Source organism: Streptomyces sp. NPDC051561, from assembly GCF_044454195.1.
In the GTDB taxonomy this organism is placed as follows: domain Bacteria; phylum Actinomycetota; class Actinomycetes; order Streptomycetales; family Streptomycetaceae; genus Streptomyces.
The window spans coordinates 23,150-40,515 of the sequence record NZ_JBITDM010000036.1 but is presented as its reverse complement, the minus strand read 5'-3'; the positions used below and the strand labels follow the sequence as shown (position 1 = coordinate 40,515).

Annotated in this window: 16 protein-coding genes and 1 pseudogene; 10 read left to right on the top strand and 7 right to left on the bottom strand. The window is 69.1% G+C overall.

Annotation, left to right across the window (positions count from 1 at the left end):
• Nucleotides 1-376: 376 nt before the first annotated feature.
• The 5 genes and pseudogenes from ACIA73_RS39435 to ACIA73_RS39415 form a co-directional block, all read right to left on the bottom strand.
• Nucleotides 377-727 (bottom strand): annotated as a pseudogene (locus ACIA73_RS39435) (transposase); the annotation flags it as partial.
• A 15-nt stretch (nucleotides 728-742) separates the two neighbouring features.
• Nucleotides 743-1,153 carry a RacP protein gene (locus tag ACIA73_RS39430; RefSeq protein WP_399443806.1) on the bottom strand — a complete coding sequence of 137 codons (411 nt, stop codon included), beginning with the start codon at nucleotides 1,151-1,153 and terminating at the stop codon, nucleotides 743-745.
• Nucleotides 1,154-1,155: 2 nt separating this feature from the next.
• Nucleotides 1,156-2,073 carry a DUF6192 family protein gene (locus tag ACIA73_RS39425; protein WP_399443805.1) on the bottom strand — a complete coding sequence of 306 codons (918 nt, stop codon included), beginning with the start codon at nucleotides 2,071-2,073 and terminating at the stop codon, nucleotides 1,156-1,158.
• 230 nt (nucleotides 2,074-2,303) lie between these two features.
• Nucleotides 2,304-2,882 (bottom strand): hypothetical protein, encoded by a 579-nt coding sequence (locus tag ACIA73_RS39420; RefSeq protein ID WP_399443804.1) that lies wholly within the window; start codon nucleotides 2,880-2,882, stop codon nucleotides 2,304-2,306.
• Nucleotides 2,883-3,142: 260 nt separating this feature from the next.
• Nucleotides 3,143-3,694: a chloramphenicol phosphotransferase CPT family protein gene (locus ACIA73_RS39415; RefSeq protein ID WP_399443803.1), complete on the bottom strand. Its 552-nt coding sequence runs from the start codon at nucleotides 3,692-3,694 to the stop codon at nucleotides 3,143-3,145.
• Nucleotides 3,695-3,850: 156 nt separating this feature from the next.
• Between ACIA73_RS39415 and ACIA73_RS39410 the strand changes: the two genes are divergently transcribed.
• Complete coding sequence (locus ACIA73_RS39410; protein WP_399443802.1) at nucleotides 3,851-4,105, top strand: hypothetical protein; 255 nt, start codon at nucleotides 3,851-3,853, stop codon at nucleotides 4,103-4,105.
• Between the two features lie 24 nt (nucleotides 4,106-4,129).
• Here ACIA73_RS39410 and ACIA73_RS39405 read toward each other — a convergent pair whose 3' ends face one another.
• A complete protein-coding gene (locus ACIA73_RS39405) occupies nucleotides 4,130-4,717 on the bottom strand; it encodes a hypothetical protein (RefSeq protein ID WP_399443801.1) in 588 nt (195 codons plus the stop codon).
• 883 nt (nucleotides 4,718-5,600) lie between these two features.
• Here ACIA73_RS39405 and ACIA73_RS39400 point away from each other — a divergent pair.
• Entirely contained in the window at nucleotides 5,601-7,259 is a 1,659-nt protein-coding gene (locus ACIA73_RS39400; protein ID WP_399443800.1) for a PucR family transcriptional regulator, read from the top strand.
• A 163-nt stretch (nucleotides 7,260-7,422) separates the two neighbouring features.
• On the opposite strand, the gene ACIA73_RS39395 is transcribed toward ACIA73_RS39400, so the two are convergent.
• Nucleotides 7,423-8,010 (bottom strand): isochorismatase family protein, encoded by a 588-nt coding sequence (locus ACIA73_RS39395; protein WP_399443799.1) that lies wholly within the window; start codon nucleotides 8,008-8,010, stop codon nucleotides 7,423-7,425.
• Nucleotides 8,011-8,263: 253 nt separating this feature from the next.
• Between ACIA73_RS39395 and ACIA73_RS39390 the strand changes: the two genes are divergently transcribed.
• The 8 genes from ACIA73_RS39390 (at nucleotide 8,264) to ACIA73_RS39355 (ending at nucleotide 17,300) form a co-directional block, all read left to right on the top strand.
• On the top strand, nucleotides 8,264-8,758 hold the full coding sequence (locus ACIA73_RS39390; RefSeq protein ID WP_399443798.1) for an Lrp/AsnC family transcriptional regulator: 495 nt from the start codon (nucleotides 8,264-8,266) through the stop codon (nucleotides 8,756-8,758).
• A 123-nt stretch (nucleotides 8,759-8,881) separates the two neighbouring features.
• On the top strand, nucleotides 8,882-10,216 hold the full coding sequence (locus ACIA73_RS39385; protein WP_399443797.1) for a serine hydrolase domain-containing protein: 1,335 nt from the start codon (nucleotides 8,882-8,884) through the stop codon (nucleotides 10,214-10,216).
• A 103-nt stretch (nucleotides 10,217-10,319) separates the two neighbouring features.
• On the top strand, nucleotides 10,320-11,153 hold the full coding sequence (locus ACIA73_RS39380) for a serine hydrolase (RefSeq protein ID WP_399443796.1): 834 nt from the start codon (nucleotides 10,320-10,322) through the stop codon (nucleotides 11,151-11,153).
• A gap of 25 nt (nucleotides 11,154-11,178) precedes the next feature.
• Nucleotides 11,179-12,072, top strand: a complete 894-nt coding sequence (locus tag ACIA73_RS39375; protein WP_399443795.1) for a serine hydrolase — start codon at nucleotides 11,179-11,181, stop codon at nucleotides 12,070-12,072.
• Between the two features lie 107 nt (nucleotides 12,073-12,179).
• Nucleotides 12,180-13,772 (top strand): ABC transporter substrate-binding protein, encoded by a 1,593-nt coding sequence (locus ACIA73_RS39370; protein ID WP_399443794.1) that lies wholly within the window; start codon nucleotides 12,180-12,182, stop codon nucleotides 13,770-13,772.
• Nucleotides 13,769-14,785: an ABC transporter permease gene (locus ACIA73_RS39365; RefSeq protein WP_399443793.1), complete on the top strand. Its 1,017-nt coding sequence runs from the start codon at nucleotides 13,769-13,771 to the stop codon at nucleotides 14,783-14,785. The genes ACIA73_RS39370 and ACIA73_RS39365 overlap by 4 nt, the downstream gene beginning before the upstream one ends.
• Nucleotides 14,785-16,605 carry a dipeptide/oligopeptide/nickel ABC transporter permease/ATP-binding protein gene (locus tag ACIA73_RS39360; protein ID WP_399443792.1) on the top strand — a complete coding sequence of 607 codons (1,821 nt, stop codon included), beginning with the start codon at nucleotides 14,785-14,787 and terminating at the stop codon, nucleotides 16,603-16,605. Before ACIA73_RS39365 ends, ACIA73_RS39360 begins: the two co-directional genes overlap by 1 nt.
• Nucleotides 16,602-17,300 carry an ATP-binding cassette domain-containing protein gene (locus ACIA73_RS39355; protein ID WP_399443791.1) on the top strand — a complete coding sequence of 233 codons (699 nt, stop codon included), beginning with the start codon at nucleotides 16,602-16,604 and terminating at the stop codon, nucleotides 17,298-17,300. The genes ACIA73_RS39360 and ACIA73_RS39355 overlap by 4 nt, the downstream gene beginning before the upstream one ends.
• The last annotated feature ends 66 nt before the right edge of the window (nucleotides 17,301-17,366 follow it).

Here is a 17,366-nt window from a genome sequence, read left to right as displayed (position 1 = left end):
GTACCGCTTCGTGTACTTGCTTCCCACCTGGTGCTACTTCCTCTGGAACCTCATGTCCCAGTCTCCAGGTGTCCTGGAACAAGGGGAAGGTTCAGAGCCGAGGAGACGGTACGCCAGCGAGGCCAGCCGGTTGCGGCTGGCCTGGAACCGGCTGGTGTCGAAGTGATCAGTGGCGGCACTGTCCATGTGGATCACCCTAAGGAACCCGTTTCCCGTGGTGGCGGGCGGGGGACGTCCCCGGTAGCTGGGTGCTGTGGAGTCAGACCGTCGCGTGCAGGGCCCGCTGTTCGTCCCTGCCTTCGACGGTAGCGGGAGGACGGCGGCGCAGGTGGCCGACCAGGCACAGCACCAGGCCAAGCGTGAGCCACGCCGCCAGGACGGTGGCAGAGTGGGTGACGCCGTGACCGTCGAAGAAGGCGTTCGGGGACGTGCCCATCGCGCGACGGATCCGGCGTCGCAGCTGGTCGCGGATGAGGTTGAAGACACCTGCGGCGGACCAGCGGGTGAAGAACCCGAACACCGTCTTGAAGGGCGGGTAGTCCTGCGGCAGAGCGGCCCATTTGCAGCCGGTGTCGACGAGGTAGCGCAGGGCGTCGACGATCTCGCGCCGCGGGTGCGCCTCCGGTCGGCCGCCGCGCGGAGTCTGGCAGGCAGGCACCGGCAACAAGGGCTCTATGAGGATCCATTCGAGGTCGGTGGTGTCGGAGGGGTAGCGGCGCCGGCGCATGCGGTTCCCGTCCGCTCAGGCGATCAGGTCGAGAGTGGACTCGACGGAGTTGAGCTGAGCGACGATGTGCCTCACCCGCTTGTCCTGCGGGTCCAGGGCTGCGTGCGGGGCGATGGTGCCGGTGATCAGACGGCGGACCTCGGTCAGCAGCGTGTGCACCCGGGTGGTCTCGTAGGTCTCCAGCTCGTTCGGGTCGGCGGTGAACTGGTAGCCGTCAGCGCGGGTGTAGATCACTGGTGGCCATCCCTTCTCCGTGATGATGTCGCGCATCATCGCCATCCCCGAACAGACCTGGCTGCGGGTGAGTTCGGTGGCACGCGTCAGCTGCGGCATGTGCAGGCCGGCCGGGCGGGCCTGCATGAGCGCCCGCCAGATAGCTTCGGCGTGATCGCGTGCCGCGTCGCCCCGGCGCCGTGACCGGGGCATTCCTACTCGCCCCGCAGGAGTTTTGCCAGTTCCTCGTCGACGTCGACCTGCCCGGTGTCAACGGCGGTGAGGATCCACTCGCAGGTGGCCCGCACCCGGTCGACGTTGCGGTGCACGGTCTCGCGTTCGTCGTCGGAGAAAGGGCGCTCGCGCAGCGAGGGCACGATCCGGCCCGTGGCCGCGACGAACCGCTGGCAGGCACCGACCAGGTCCAGGAACTCCAGGGCGTGATTGATCCGCCGCACGGCTGGTTCGAACGGCTCCTCGGTGCCGGTGAGCTGCTGTTCATGCACCTCGCGTAGTTGGCGGGACTGCTCGACCTGGGCGTGGTTGACCTGGTGACGGGCCGTGTCGTCGGTCATGGCCTTGAACGCCACCGATGGACGCCGCAGAAGATCCGTCGCGACCTGGGTGGCGACCTGCTCGTCGGCTACCAGGTCGTGCACGGCCTCGATCTTCTCCTGCACCGTCTCGGGGCCCGGCCCGTGGTAGCCCACCCGCTGCCGGGACGTCTCCGGTGTCCACCGCCGCTTGCCGGACCGTTCGTCCAGCGGCGGATTCCTGATCGCCGACCACCGTTCCTCATGATCCGAGATCGCCGCGAGGGTCTGGTGCGTGCTGAACGCCACCCCGGGGCACCGGTGCCGCTCGGGCCACCGGCTGGCCACCCACCGGTACTCCTTGATCGTGTTGTAAGGAACGTTGGTGTCCTCTGACAGCCGGTGCAGCCATGCCGCCACCCCGAACAGGTCGTCCCCAACCGACCGACCGCCGTGCTCCTGCATCGGGGCGACCTCCAACGCGCCGTCGCCGATAATGAACTGGCTCCTCGCCATCGTTTCGACGGCCTCACGCAGCCGTTCCACGATCCGTTCGTACCGCTCGACGCTGACGCTGCCGACCTTCTCCGTACTGGGCACTATGCCCACCCCCTGCCAGGTCGGAGCACGACCCCATGGCCGTGAAAGGGAACTCCGTCCCGCCCGGTAAGGGCAGAATCCGCCCACCGACCCAAACCGCAAAGGCGCACCGCCACAGCGCACGAAGCACCCAAAAGCTCTCCGCAAAGCCCCTGGCGTACCTCTGAGGCCCGAATGCCCGGTGTGCACTGCGCACTCCAACGAGGCACACGAGCGAGATCACCTGAGATTCAAGGACGGGTTCTTAGCCCGTCCTCACGGAAGTCTCGTTCGGGGAAGAGGCAGAATCTCCGGTAGAGGGGGGCCTGGGTTCCGAGGGTGGTGTAGATCCGCGCGAGTCGTCGGCTCAGCTCGGCGGTCGTTGTCAGGTAGAGCTCCTTGGGATCCGGAGCGGTGGTGGGCGAGTCGAGGATCAGGTGCGTCAGCACCACGATCTCGGGGAATGTCGCCAGGTGACTGCGGTCCTCAGCTGGGATCTTCTTGCTGACGGCGAGAGCCTCGATGCGGTCGAGGCGATCGGTCCACTCCTTCCCGAGGTCGATCGGCATGCCGGAGGCGGACCAGTCCTCGACGATTTTCAGTGCCAGGTCGAGGGCTCGCCCGGTCTGCCGGTGCTGGCGGGCGAGCTGGTTGAGTTGACGCTGGGCCGCAATGACTTCCGGTAGGACGCCGAGCGGGATGTCGTGAGTGGAGCGGGTCCAGAGCTGGTGCCACGGGCAGAGACCAAGCGTCACGAGCTGGCCGGTGACCAGCGCGCGGCCGTCGACAAGACGGTCAACTACCTGCAGAACAACCGCGATTTTCTCCACTACGACCAGGCTCTCGCCCGGGGCTGGCCGATCGGCAGCGGCGTGATCGAGGGAGCCCGCCAGGCACCTGGTCGCCGACCGTCTCGCGATCACCGGCAGCCGCTGGAGCGTGCCGGGGGCCGAAGCTCTTCTCCAGCTCCGCGCGATCATCAGTAACGGCAACTTCACCGCCTACTGGCGCTATCACCTGCACGAAGAGCATGCACGTCTCTATCCTCGCCCCGCCCAGGCCGACTACTTCCTGACAGCCTGAACGAACTTCACAGGAGCCGCGCGCGAAGCCGGGTGAAGGCGGTGGGCGTCGGCCGACACGGGAGGAACTTCTTGATCAACTCGGCGCATGTGCGCGGGTCCGCTGAGCTGGTGTCGCATTCGACGTCGTAGTCACCATGCTCATGGACCAGGTCGTACTGCAGCGCCGCAAGACCCAAGGGACGATCACCACGTTCCTCTTCCCTGCGGACCAGTTCGTCCAGTGAGCAGCGGACACCGACGAACAGCACATCCTCCGGGGGCAGCACGGTCAGACAGTCGATCAGCCGCCACGGCTCGCTCAGTACATGATCGACGATGACATCATTGCCCACCTCGGCCATGGCCCCGATCGAACGATGGAAGCCCATCCTCGTCCGGCGCAGCACGGCATCGAGGTCTTCCTGCGCGAGGTCCCGCTTCGTACGCATGGCGTTGAAACTGTCGACCGCCAAGAGGGAGAAGACGCCGTCGTCCAGGATGTCGAGGAGCTCCCGGGCGATGCTCGACTTCCCTGAACTGGACGTTCCGTTGAGGAAGATGATCCGACCGGCCGTCATGCGGACATGATCACACAGCCTTCCCGACCGGGATCAGGCAGCCACCAGGAACAGGCTTCACGCCTTCTCACTCAGGGAGAGCCACACCCAAGTCGAAAAACCCGCTCGGGACCTCTGGGGCGAGCTCGTGGACTGCCCGGGACGCTCGCTGATCGCGTGACGCTCGATGTGCACAGGGCCATCAGGAAGAGCAGGTTCGTCTCGGTCGTACTCGACCGCCGTGACAGGCGCAGGGTGGGCCTATGGATCGAGGTTCCCGACACGGACTCGTACTGGGCCCTCACGGATGAAGGCGGACCGTGGGACAGCGATCGCTCCCGGCACGAGGAGTTCGAAGACCTGCTGAGCCGCAGGCTCGGCATGGTCCTGACGGTTACCCCGTTCTGCATCGAGGACTTCCCGGTCGAGTAACGGTCCACCGCTGCCGGGTGGCAGTCACCGTGTCGTCCGTACGGGCAGAGGGTGTGCGCCTTTGGTGTGCTCCATGTAGGCGTCGAGCACACCAAAGGCGCGGACGGCGGGGGCCAGTAGTTGTCGGGCGGTGGGGTCCAGTGTGCCGAGCGCAGTCATCAAGTTCTGGATTGCCACCCACGCGTAGCGGTAGGTCTCGTCGGTCCATGCCGGGATGTGCCGCAACTCGGCTGTTGCCGCCGCCGCATTCAGGGCGGCGCGCGTGTAGCGGCAGCCGGATGGTGGGCGGGGAGCGGACCCGCCGCCCATTTCGACCCATTCCTTGGCCGTTATGATGTACGGCTTCTGGGCATCGCAAGCCTCCGCGTGCAGCTTCGTCTCCGCCCGCAGAGGTGCGTACGCCTTCCCTTCGGCCTTCCACCCGCAGTAGCGGCAGCGAGCCATATAGCCGGCGCGCCCGGGGCAGCGCGGGTCCAGCGGCCGCTGCCGGTGCTTTCCCCTGCCCGTGCGGGTACAGCGGGAGCCGTCGGCGTGTTCAGCCCAGATCTGCCCGTCGAAGATGAGGACTTCCTCAACGGTTCCGTCTTCGTGGGAGAGGTGGGCTGTTGGCATCGCGGCCGGTCCTTTCGCGCGCGTTGTGGCGGTGGCGTTCCACCGACACAACGGCCCAGTTCGACCGTCGGTCACGTACTCGGTGCCGACAACCCACCGGCAAGCGCAGGGGCCAGGCCCCCAGCGTCGCGAGCATCTATCGCGCGCTTGCCGAGCACGAGGAGCGAGAGGCGTACCCCGAAGCCATCGAGGCAGCCCACGTTGACTTCGCCGACTCCAAGACGCCGACGGTCGAGGATGCGGACGAGGGCAGGTCCGGGAGTGGGTGCCTGTCCGCGGGGGCGTTCTTGGAGGTGAACAGAGGGCCGGAGTCGGGGTGCGATCCGGCTTCGGGGACGTGGACGCGGTGGGGGAGGTAGTCGTCGATTGCGAGGACGGTGTCGCGGGGGATTTCGACGCGGGCGGTGGCTGCGGCAGCCGCGTTCTTTGCGGGTCCGTCGCAGGTGACCCTGAGCGCGTGGGCTTTATCCACTCCCGTGGCGACGTGTACCTCCTGCACCCTGCTACCGGTGTCCCGGAGCAGCAGCGCGAGGTCCTGGAGGCACGTTTCGCAGCCCTGTGCTGTGATTACCAGGACGCCCGCCCTCGCTGACGGATGCACGCCCTGGCGTTCTGGCGAGTGGGAGACGGCGGAGGCCTGGTGGGGGCCCGCACTTGCTTCGACAGGCCGTGCAGCGTGACCCGTTTTGTGGGATCTCAGGTCCCCTGCCATGCCGAGCGGCCGTGACCTGTCGTTTCTCTGCCTGTCTTATGACGCTGGCCGCGCCCCTGTCTCTGGAGCGCGGCCATTTCCTCTTCCGTATCGTGAGCAGGCACGAATTTCCCGTTTGATCTTGTCTCTCGGCACGAACCCGAGACATAGTCATCGCCCTAGCCTGAGGTGGTGATCAGTGAGATGCCGATAGGTCCCCGCACGAGCCTGAGCCGTGTACTCGAAGATCTTGGTCCGTCCCTGCTGGACCTTGTGCACGGAGATCCGGGCTTGGCCGACAACGTAGGGGGCGTGGTCATTCATGATCCGGGAGACGAGGTCTCCTATCCGCCCCAGGCGATCGTCCTGGGCGTGGCCGTTTACGGGGCCGAGGAGATCTCCCGGCTGCTACGTGAGTTGAGTCTCCACGGTGTGGCTGCTCTCGTGGTGCGTGGTCCGGTGGAATGGAGCGAGAGCCTTGCCGCGGTTTCGGCCGAGTCGGGGGTGGTTTTGATCACTGTCACGCAGGGTGCCTCGTGGTCGCAACTGACTGCTCTGTTGCGGACGTTGCTCACGGAGGGGGATGTGGGAGACGCCGGGGTGGAGATGCTGGGCGGCGTTCCGTCGGGGGACTTGTTCGCTCTGGCCAATGCCGTGGCGACGCTGCTGGATGCGCCCATCACGATCGAGGACCGGCGTTCGCGGATCCTGGCCTTCTCCGGCCGGCAGGACGAAGCCGACCAGTCCCGGGTGGCCACGATCCTGGCGCGCCAGGTGCCGAACGGGTACCTGCGGATTCTGGAGAGCCGGGGAGTTTTTGGCGAGCTGTACCGCAGCGACCGTCCCGTGCACATCGCGCCGGCGACCATCGAGGAGGGGGAGACCGCGATACCTCGGGTGGCAGTGGCGGTGCGTGCGGGGGATGAGTTCCTGGGGTCGGTGTGGGCCGCGGTGCGTGAGCCGTTGACGCCCGACCGGGAGCAGGCGTTTCAGGACGCGGCGAAGCTGGTTGCCCTGCACCTGCTGCGCCACCGGGCGGGTGCGGACGCGCAAAACCGGCTGCGGGCCGACCTGGTAAGCACGGTGCTGGAGGGCGGGGCGGGGGCGGCGCAGGCACTGGACCGGCTCGGTTTCGTGAACGAGCCCACCGTGGTGATGGCCATGGGTTTGTCCGCCCAGTCAGGGGACCATGCGCATGTCGCGGCGGAACGGCAGCGGCTCACCAGCGCCCTGGGCATCCATCTCAACGCGGTGCAGCCCCGGTCCGCTCTCGCGCTTCTGGGAGATGTCGCGTATGCCATCGTCCCCGTGCCCGGAGATCCGGAGGCGGCTCGGCAGCGGGCCTCGCAGATCGCGGGGAACTTCATGGAGCGTACGGGCCGTCGTCCGGGGGCGGTGATCGGCATCGGGTCCGTCGCCACCGAACCTTCGGCGCTGGGGCGCTCGCGGACCAGCGCGGACCGGGCTCTGCGGGTGTTGCTGAGCGGGCGCACCGGCAGGCGTGTCGCTGCGATCGAAGACGTCTACATCGACACGCTGCTGCTGGAGCTGCGTGACTCGGTGGCCCTGTACGGCGACGAACCGCTGACTCCCGTCGCCCGGCTGGTCGCGTACGACGCCAAGCACCAGTCCCATCTGGTGGAGACGCTGCGCGCGTGGCTGGACGCCTTCGGGGAGATCCCGACCGCCTCGGCGAATGTCTTTGTGCATCCCAACACGTTCCGGTACCGGATTCGGCGGGTGGCGGAGGTGGCGGAGACCGATCTGGGGGACCCGTCCGTGCGCTTCGCGTTGATGCTGCAGTTGCGCCTGCTCCCCGACCCGGTGCCGGAGGCCGGCAGGGAGAGCTGAGGCCCAGGACACTTCGATGGCGGCCTCGGTCGCGCGGGTGGCCTGGCGGCGACACGCTCCGGTGGGAAGGTGTCGCCGCCAGGCCGTCTCCCCCGAGCTTCCGCCCGGAGCGTCCTGGTGAAGACGCGTGCGGGCGGACGTTCGTGCCCCTGGCAGAGGCGGGTCAGAAGCGCAGGCCGGGCGGGACCGGAAGGTGCGGGGTGGCCCGGTGGAAAGCGTTGGCGCGCTCGATGGTGCGTACCCAGTCGTAGAAGAGCTCCTTGGTGGAGAGCGTCTCGATGCCCGCAGCCGTCAGCCGTCGCAGGCCCGCCGGGTGGGCCGGGCCCGGGGAGAAGGTGGCATCGTCCACGACCACCACCCGCTTGCCCGCCTTCTGGAGTCGCAGGGCGGAGTGGGCGACGCAGATGTCGGTCTCCAACCCGACGAGGACCATGGTGTGGCGCCCGGTTCCTTCGATACCGGCGGCGATTGCCGGGTTGTCCGACACGGCGAAGGCGTTCTTCGGGAAGGTCTGCGCATCGGCCGCGAGGGCAGTGACGATGGCCGGTTCGGTGCGCTCGTTGTGGTCGGGCTCTTCCTCCGTCACCACGGTCGGCACCTTCAGTTCCGCGGCGGCTGCGGCGATCCATGCGATGCGCTGCACGGTTTCGTTCAGCCGAAGGCGGTCGACGTCCAGCCGCTTGGCCGGATAGAAGTCGGACTGCACATCGATGACCACCAGAGCGCAGTCGTCAACGTCGAGCAACGGCATGTTCATCTCCCACGGGACCTTAAGAGGCGTTCCTCCCGCACGAAGTGCGAGGCACGGACGGGCCGGATACGGCAGGGGTGCCGACGGCCGGTGCCCTCACCCTAGGCACCGCAGTGGGGCGCACCGCTCGTCGTAGGTGACGAGTGAGAGCCGGATTGTTCGTACGCCCCTACCACCCACCCTGCGAGCCGGTCGCGCACGATGCGCAGACGCCCGCCGGTGGAGCGGGACCGTCCGGCAGAAGGATGAAGTCATGCCCAAGTCGCCCCAGGCACCGGAACGCAACCGGCGGGAGCCGTCGGTGGACGCAACGGACCGTGCTCTGCTCACGGAGCTGGTGAGCAACAGCCGCATCTCGGTGCGGGCGTTGGCCGAGCGCGTGCACATCTCCCGGGCCGGCGCGTACGCCCGGATCGAGCGGATGCTGGCGGAGAAGACAATCCGCGGGTTCACCGCCCGGATCGATCCGGCTCGCGTCGGGCTGGGCACCACTGCCTACATCACGCTCTCCATCAACCAGGCTGCCTGGCGCTCCCTGTGCGCGGCGCTGCGTTCCGTGCCCTATGTGGATCACTTCCCCCTGGTCGGGGCGGAGTTCGATGTGCTGGTCCTGGTGCGGGCTCCTGACAACGAGGCGCTGCGGGACGTGGTCCTGCAAGAACTCCAGGCACTGCCCGGGGTGCGGAGTTCCCGTACCTGGCTGGTCTTCGAGCAAGCAGACGGCCGGGGCTTCTGCGATCCGGCCTGACACGTCTTCGTAGCTACAGACGAATACCGCCCAGCTCTTTCGTCTCCACAGCCATGAGCAGCGACGACATACAGCCATAGTGTGGCGATCTCGCCGCTCCCTCTTCGTCTCAAGGACGGTTTCGTGACGTCTCCTGCCGACTACAGCCACTGGCACCACCGCCTGGCCGCGCTGGCCGCCGAGTTCGGCATACCGGGTGCCTCGCTGGCCTTCTCACACCACCGGGGACAGAGCCACTCCTTCGCCGCCGGAGTCCTGAACCGGGCCACCGGCGCACGCGTGACGGCCGATTCCCTGTTCCAGATCGGGTCGATCACCAAGGTCTGGACGGCTACGCAGATCATGCTCCTGGTCGAAGCCGGACGGTTCGATCTGGACACCCCCGTGGCGGACCTGCTGCCGGAATTCCGCGTACGGGACGCCGGAGCGACGAGCGCAATCACCGTCCGGCACCTGCTGACCCATACCTCAGGCATCGACGGTGACCTGTTCGTCGACACCGGGCGCGGTGACGACTGCCTGGAGAACTACGTCGCCGCATGCGCCGAGCTGGAGCAGCTGTTCGCTCCGGGAGACGGGCAGTCGTACTGCAATGCCGGATTCGTCGTCGCCGGCCGCATGGTGGAGCACCTCACCGGGCTGCGCTGGGACGACGCACTGCGCACACAGATCGTCGAGCCGCTTGGGCTGACCCACACCTGCACTCTGCCCGAAGAAGCGCTGCGGTTCGCCGCCGCTCTGGGCCACGATGACGACGGCACACCGGTCACCACGTGGGGGCTGCCCCGGTCCATCGGCCCGGCCGGGCTGGTGTGTGCGCGGGCCGCCGACGTGGTGGCGTTCGGTCTCGCTCATCTCCAGCCAGGAAGACTGCTGGCCGGGCCACAGCTGCTCCGTGCACCGCAGGTGGACGTGCCCAACCCGCATGTCGACGCCCAGCAGTGGGGACTGGGCTGGGGACTGACCACCTGGGACGGACAGCAGGTCGCCTTCCACGGCGGGGACACCATCGGGCAGCACGCCATGCTGTGGGTGCTGCCCGGCACCGAAACGGTGGTCGCGCTGCTGACTAACGGCGGGCGCACCTTCGAGTTCCAGCACGCCCTCGCCTGCGAGCTGTTCGCCGAGTTGGCCGGGGTGAGCGTCCCGCCGTCACCGGCCCCACCCGCGCGACCTGTCGCCATCGAGCCCGCATGCTACGCCGGGGTGTACGAACGCGCCGGCAGCCGCATCACCGCGTCCGTGCAGGACGGCGAGCTGTGGCTGCGGACCGAGCCCACCGGAGCCCTTGAAGGGCTGGCCCCCTTGCGTGAGTTCGCGCTGACCGCGGTCGGTGAGCGCACCTTCCTCGGCCGTTTCGACGAGGCATCGCTGTGGGACGCGGTGGTCTTCGAGGCGCGGCCCGACGGCACTTCCTTTGTGCACTACAGCGGCCGGGCCACGCCCCGGGTGCGCTGAAAATCCCCGGCCCGATCTGTCAGGAGCAGCCGTGACGGCACCTTCCTCATCCCGAGCGCCCGCATCTGCAGCGCTCTTTCCTTCCCTTTTCCGCCATGCCGAGGTGGACGGCTTCGTCCACGTCCTCGATGTGGACAGCGGCGCCGAGATCGCCTACCGGGCCGACGAACCGGTGATTCTCGCCTCCGTACGCAAGATCGCCATCGCGCTGGAGTACGCCCGGCAGGCCGCCGCCGGAACCCTGGACCGGGCCTCCCGGCACACCGTGCGGGTGGCCGAGAAGGAGGGCGGCGGGATCGGCACCGACGGATGTCTGGACGATGTGACGCTGGCCGCCCGCGACCTGGCGTACTTCATGATGGCGATGAGCGACAACGCCGCCACCGACACCCTGCTCTCCCTGGTCGGCGCCGGCCGCGTACGGTCCACGCTCGAAGAGCTCGGCGTCAGCGGTTTTCCCGTCGGCTCCGGGCGGGAGCTGTACGGCCACGAGTGGGCCGAACTGGGCATCGACCCCGAGGGCGACATCGACGCCCAGCTGGAACACGTCGACGAGGCACGCATCCGCGCCCTGTCGATCCTCGACCCGCAGACCGCGCAGGCGAGCACGCCCCGCGAAGTCACCGGCCTGCTCGCTGCGATCTGGCGCGACGAGGCGGGCCAGGCGCAAGCCTGTGCCGAAGTACGCGACCTGATGGCACGCCAGCTCTCCCGGCACCGTCTCCTGGCGGGGTTCGAGGATGGGATCAAGGTCGCGGCCAAGAACGGCTTCATGTGGAACCTCCGCAACGAGGCCGGTGTCGTCGAGTACCCCGACGGCAAGCGCTACGCCGTCGCCGTCTTCCTGCGCACTCACTCGCTGGCCTCCCGCCAGCCGAAGGCGGACGCCGCGATCGGGCGCGCGGCCCGTACGGCGATCGACTTCCTCCGGGCCTGACGCCGCCCCCGCCGAAGGAGCACACATGACCACCGACCCGTCCGTTGCCGCACCCCCTTCCGTAGCCTCGATATTCGAGGCCGCCGGGGCAGACGGCTTCCTCCACGCCCGCGACCTCGCCACCGGAGCCGAGGTCTCCTTCCGCGCCGACGAGCGCGTCGTCCTGGCCTCCGTGTTCAAAGTGCCGATCCTGCTGGAGTACGCCCGCCAGGCAGCCTCCGGCGCCCTGGACCGGCAAGCACGGCACACGGTCACCGCCCCCTACCGGATGGGGGGTTCGGGCAGCGACGGGTGCGCGTACGACATCGAGCTGAGCACCCGGGACCTGGCGTACCTGATGATGTCGATCAGCGACAACGCGGCCACCGACCTGCTCCTGGACGTCGTCGGGCTGGGAGAAGTCCGCGCCACCCTCGACGCACTCGGCTTCCCCGGCTTCGGGGTGTCCTCATGCCGGGAGCTGGACGTACCCGTACGCCGCGACCTGTGCATGCCGCCCGACGCCGACTTCGACACCTGGGTGGCCGGAGCCGACGAGGAGACGATCCGCCGGCTCAGCGTGCGCGACCCCGCACGGGTGCCCTCCAGCACCCCGCGCGAGGTGACCGCGCTGCTGGCGGCGATCTGGCAGGACCGGGCGGGGCCCGCCGAGGCATGCGCCGAGGTACGGGCCGTGATGGGCCGGCAGGTATGGCAGCACCGGCTCACCTCCGGGTTCGAGGACGGCGTACGGATCGCGGGCAAGACCGGCACCGAGTTCGGTATCCGCAACGAGGCCGGAGTCGTCGAGTACCCCGACGGCAGGCGCTACGCCGTCGCCGTGTTCCTGCGTTCGCACTCGATGGCCGGCCGGCAGCCCCGCGCCGACGCCGCCATCGGGCAGGCGGCACGGGCCGCGATCGAATCGCTGCGGGCCTGACCCGGTCGGCTGCCGCCGTCACGGACCTGCCACTACCGGACACACCGGTTCCACGGCCGACTCACGGCCCTACACCCTTCTCCCCCCTTTTCCCTTTGGAGCCCTCGATGACACGTGTGCGCAAGGCGGCACGGTGTACGGCGTGGTGTACCGCGGCGATGCTGCTGGCCGCCGGTTGCGGCAGTCCCCAGTCGGCCGGCTCGGCCGGTGGTGACACCTTCAGCTTCGCCGTCAAAGGAGACCCCGGCCTGCTCGATCCGGCGCAGGTCCGCAATACCACCACCTACACGGCGCTGTCCCTGGCCTACGACACGCTCGTCCACGTCGAACCGGACGGGAAGGTCGTCTCCGGCATCGCCCAGAGCTGGGAGGTCAGCCCTTCGTCCGTCACATTCGCCCTGCGGCCTGGCGTGACCTGCTCGGACGGCAGCCCGGTGACGCCCTCGACCGTCGCGGAGAACGTGCGCCACCTCACCGACCCTGCCACGAAGTCACCGACTCTCGGCGTCACCGTCCCCGAGGGGCTGACCGCGAAGGCCGACAAAACTGCCGGGAAGGTCACGCTGTCCACGCCCAAACCGTTCGCGTTCATCCTGGAAAGCACCCGGTTCATGTTCCTGGTGTGCGGCAAGGGGCTGAAGGACCGTTCCGTCCTGGCCCGTACAACGTCCGGCTCCGGACCGTTCAAGCTGACCTCGGCCAAGCCCAACCAGCTCTACACCTACGCACTGCGCAAGGACTACACCTGGGGCCCCGGCGGCGCGGACGCCAAGGACCCGAAGATGCCGAGCACGTTCGCCCTCAAGGTGGTGCCCAGCGAGCAGACCGCGGCGAACATGATGATCTCCAACCAGCTCAACGGGGCCATGCTCAACGGCCCCGACCGGGCCCGCATGCAGAAGATCCCCGGTGTGAGGACCACCGAGCAGTCCATCGGCCCCTCCGAGTTCTTCTTCCACCAGGGCAAGGGCCACCCCGGACAGGATCCGGCACTGCGCCGGGCACTGCTCCAAGCCGTGGACCTGCGGCAGTTGGGGGCCATCGCCTCCAGCGGAACGGGGCGCAAGGCCACCGGACTCGTCCAGAGCCCGCGGCCCTGCACGGGGGACACCGTCTCCGGCAACCTGCCCGCACCCGACCGGGCAGCCGCCGAAAAGGCACTGGACGCCGCAGGCTGGCCGCGCGACGCGTCCGGCACCCGGACCAGGAACGGCAAGCCCCTCAGCATCCGCATGGTGTACGGGGCCTCGTCCGGCGAGGCCGCCACGGCCGCCGCCGAGTACCTGGCGCAGGCGTGGCAGGACGTGGGCGTCCAGGTCCACCTGCGGGGCGTCGTGGACGCCGCGTACGCCGACGTGGAGACGGTGACCCAGGACTGGGACGTGATCTGGGAACCGCTCGGGGTCACCCTTCCCACCCAGCTCTTCGGCATGCTGTCGGGTCCCTTCACCCCGGACGGCGGGAACTTCGCCCACCTCACCAACACCCGCTACGAACAGCTCACCGCCGAGGCGGGCAAGCGCCCGGGAAGTGCAGGTTGCGCCCAGTGGCGGGCCTCCGAGGAGGCCCTGCTGCGCAGTGGCGACATCGTCCCGGTCGTGGACCGCACGGCAACTGTCGCGGCCCGCAACTCCACCTTCCGGATCATGTCCGGCCTCTTCGAACCGACCTCGATCCGGATGACCGGAGACGGACAATGACCCTCGCCGCACCCGCACCCGCACACGAAGCGCCCGCTCCCGAGCGAGCGCGTCCCCGCACCCTGACGCCACGCTTCTTCGCCCGGCACCTGACCCGCTTCGCCCTCTCCCTGACAGCATTGCTGGTGGCCTCGTTCGCGATGATCCACCTCATCCCTGGCGACCCCCTGCGCAAGATGCTCGGCCCCACCGCGCCGAAGGAACTCATCGAGCAGCGACGTGACGAACTCGGGCTCGACGACTCGATACCCGTGCAGTTCGTCCACTACCTCCGCGACGTGTTCAGCGGCGACCTGGGCACCTCGTTCATCTCCGCCCAGCCGGTGTCGACCATCATCCGCGACGGCCTGCTCAACACCCTGGCGCTCGCCCTGCTGGCGACGGTCGTGGCGCTGCTGGTGGCGGTGCCGCTGGGCATGTGGGGGGCTGTACGCACGGAGAACGGCCGCAGCCGACGCACCGAGAGCGCCTTCGGCGCGCTCACCGGGGCGGCCGTGGCCGTCCCCGAGTACCTGTACGCGCTCGCCCTGGTCATCGTCTTCGCACTCGGGCTGAGCTGGTTTCCGCCCGCCGGCCTGACCGGACCCGCCTCGTACGTACTGCCCGTGCTGGCTCTGGCCATCGGGCCCGCGGCGATGATCGCCCGGGTGGCCCGGGTGGAGACCCTGCGCGAGCTCGGCTCCGACTACATGCGCCTGGCCCGCGCCAAGCGCCTGCCCGCCGGACGGCTCTACGTGCGCCACCTGCTGCCCAACACCCTGACCGCCACCCTCACCATGGGCGGCCTGCTGCTCAGCGGGCTGATCACCGGAAGCGTGCTGGTGGAGAACGTCTTCGCGTGGCCGGGGCTCGGGCTTCGTACCGTCGAGGCGATCACGCAGAAGGACTATCCCGTCGCCCAGGCCGTGATCCTCGTCTACGGGGCGATCGTGCTCGCGGTGAACTTCGTGGTGGACCTCGCTCTCGGCGCCCTGGACCCGAAGTCCGCCCTGAGCACCGGCAAGGAGAACTGATGCGCCGCACATGGAAGAACCCGACCACCCTCATCGGCGCCCTGCTGGTCACCGTCCTGGTCGTCCTCGCGGTCATCGCACCGCTCCTCTGGGACGAGGCAGCCACCCGGTTCGACCCCGACTCCATCAACGCCGGCTCCTCCGCCGCGCACCCGCTGGGCACCGACGCCCTGGGCCGCGACCTCCTCGCCCGAACCCTGGTCGCCACCCGCCTCTCCCTCGAACTGGCGGCACTGGCCACCGCGATCGGAGCGTCCCTCGGCATCCTGCTCGGCGTACTGCCGACCGTACTGCCACGCCGGACAGGGCGGTTCGTGGTCGGTGTCGTCGACGCGCTGGTGGCCTTCCCCTCCCTGCTCCTGGCCATGTTCACCGCGGTGATCGTCGGGCTCGGAGCCCAGGGCGCGGTGCTCGGGATCGGAGTGGCGCTCGCGCCGACGTTCGCCCGCATCACCCACACCCTGACCGCCTCGATCGCCCAGGCCGACTACATCGCCGCCGCCCGCATGCTGCGCGTGCCGCGCCTGCGGGTACTGACCCGGCACGTCCTGCCGAACATCGCCGAACCGCTCATCCTCAACCTCACCCAGGCCATGGGCGGCGCCCTGCTCGGGCTCTCCGCGATGTCCTTCCTCGGGCTGGGCGTGCAGCCGCCGTCGTACGACTGGGGCCGCCTCCTCTTCGAGGCGTTCGGACACGTCTACGTAACCCCCGTCGTCATCGTCGGCCCCGCCGTCGCCGTCACCCTCGCAGGCGTCGGCTTCACCCTGCTCGGCGACGCGTTCGCCAAGGCCGCCTCCCGCACCCCGCAGACCGCTGGCACGGTCACCGCCACCAAGGCAGAGCCGGCCACGGAGGCACCGGAGGAGGACGCGGTCCTGGAAGTGCGCGACCTGACGGTCTCCTTCCCCGGCGGCGTACGCCCCGTGCGCAACCTCTCGCTCACCGTCCGCGCCCGCGAGATCGTCGGCCTGCTCGGCGAGTCCGGCAGCGGCAAGAGCATGACCGCCGCAGCGATCGGCCAACTCGTCCCCTACCCGGGACAGATGACGGCCGCCCGCTACCGGCTGTGCGGCACGAACGTCGACACCCTGAACGCTCACGACCGGCGCAAGCTCCTCGGCTCGTCCCTGGCGATGGTCTTCCAGGACCCCACCGCCTCCCTCAATCCGGCCCTGCGCATCGGCGGCCAGCTCGCCGAGGTCGCCACCGTGCACTCCGGTGCCACCAAGGCGCAGGCGCACGAACGGGCGGTCGAGCGCCTCGCCCAGGTCCGCATCCGCGAACCGCAGGCCACCGCGGATCAGCACCCGCACGAGCTGTCCGGAGGCATGCGCCAGCGTGCCGTGATCGCGATGGGCCTGATGGGCACCCCGCAGCTGATCATCGCGGACGAGCCGACCACCGCGCTCGACGTGACCGTGCAGCGCGAAGTGCTGCGCCTGTTGCGGGAGGTCGTCGACGATAGCGGGGCTGGCGCCCTGTTCATCTCGCACGACATCGCGGTCGTCAGTGAACTCTGCGACCGGGTCGTAGTGATGTACGCGGGCCGGGTGGTCGAGGAGCTGTCCGTGCACCAGCTCGCCACCGAGGCCGCCCACCCCTACACCCGGGCGCTGATCGGCTCGCTGCCCGACATGTCAACCGACCGCACGCGGCCCCTGGACACCATCCCCGGCCGCCAGCCCGCCCCCGCCGAAGTCCCCTCCGGCTGCGCCTTCGCGCAGCGGTGCACGCTGGCCTCCGACCGGTGCCAGGTACGCCCGCCCCTCGTCGAGCTCACCCCGGGCCACCACGCTGCCTGCTGGGAGGCACAGTGAAGATCTCCGAACTGACAGTCCGCTACGGCAGGTTCACCGCCGTCGACAGCCTCTCGCTGGAGGTGCCGGCCGGGTCGGTGGTCGGCCTCGTCGGCGAATCCGGCTCGGGCAAATCTACCGTCGCGCGCGCCGTCGCCGGTCTGACCCCATGCAGAGGGACGGTCACGGGCATCGACAGGGCCCGCATCCAGATGGTCTTCCAAGACCCTTACTCCTCCCTCAACCCCCGCATGACCGTCGGCGCCTCCATCGCGGAGGGCCTCGGCCCGCAGGTCCGTCGCGCCGAACGCACAGCTGGGGTCGCACGTCTGCTGGACCTCGTCGCGCTGCCCGCCGCCGCGGCGGACAAGTATCCCCGGGAGCTGTCCGGCGGCCAGCGCCAGCGGGTGGCCGTCGCCCGCGCCCTGGCCGCCCAACCGGAGCTGCTCATCGCGGACGAGATCACGTCCGCGATGGACGTCTCCGTACAGGGCGCCGTCCTGAACCTGATCCGGGACCTGCGCACCGAACTGGGCCTGTCGATGCTGTTCATCTCGCACAACCTGGCCGTGGTCCGCTACGTGGCCGACATCGTCGCGGTCATGCGTTCCGGCCGCCTCGTGGAGGCGGGACCGGTCGACGAGGTGATCGGCAGTCCCCAGCACGACTACACCCGCGCCCTGCTGGACGCGGTGCCACGACTCGCCCACAGCTGAACCGGCACCGGAAGTGAGAACGGCTTTGGGGCCGGCCCTTGGAGGGCCGGCCCCAAAGCCGTTCTC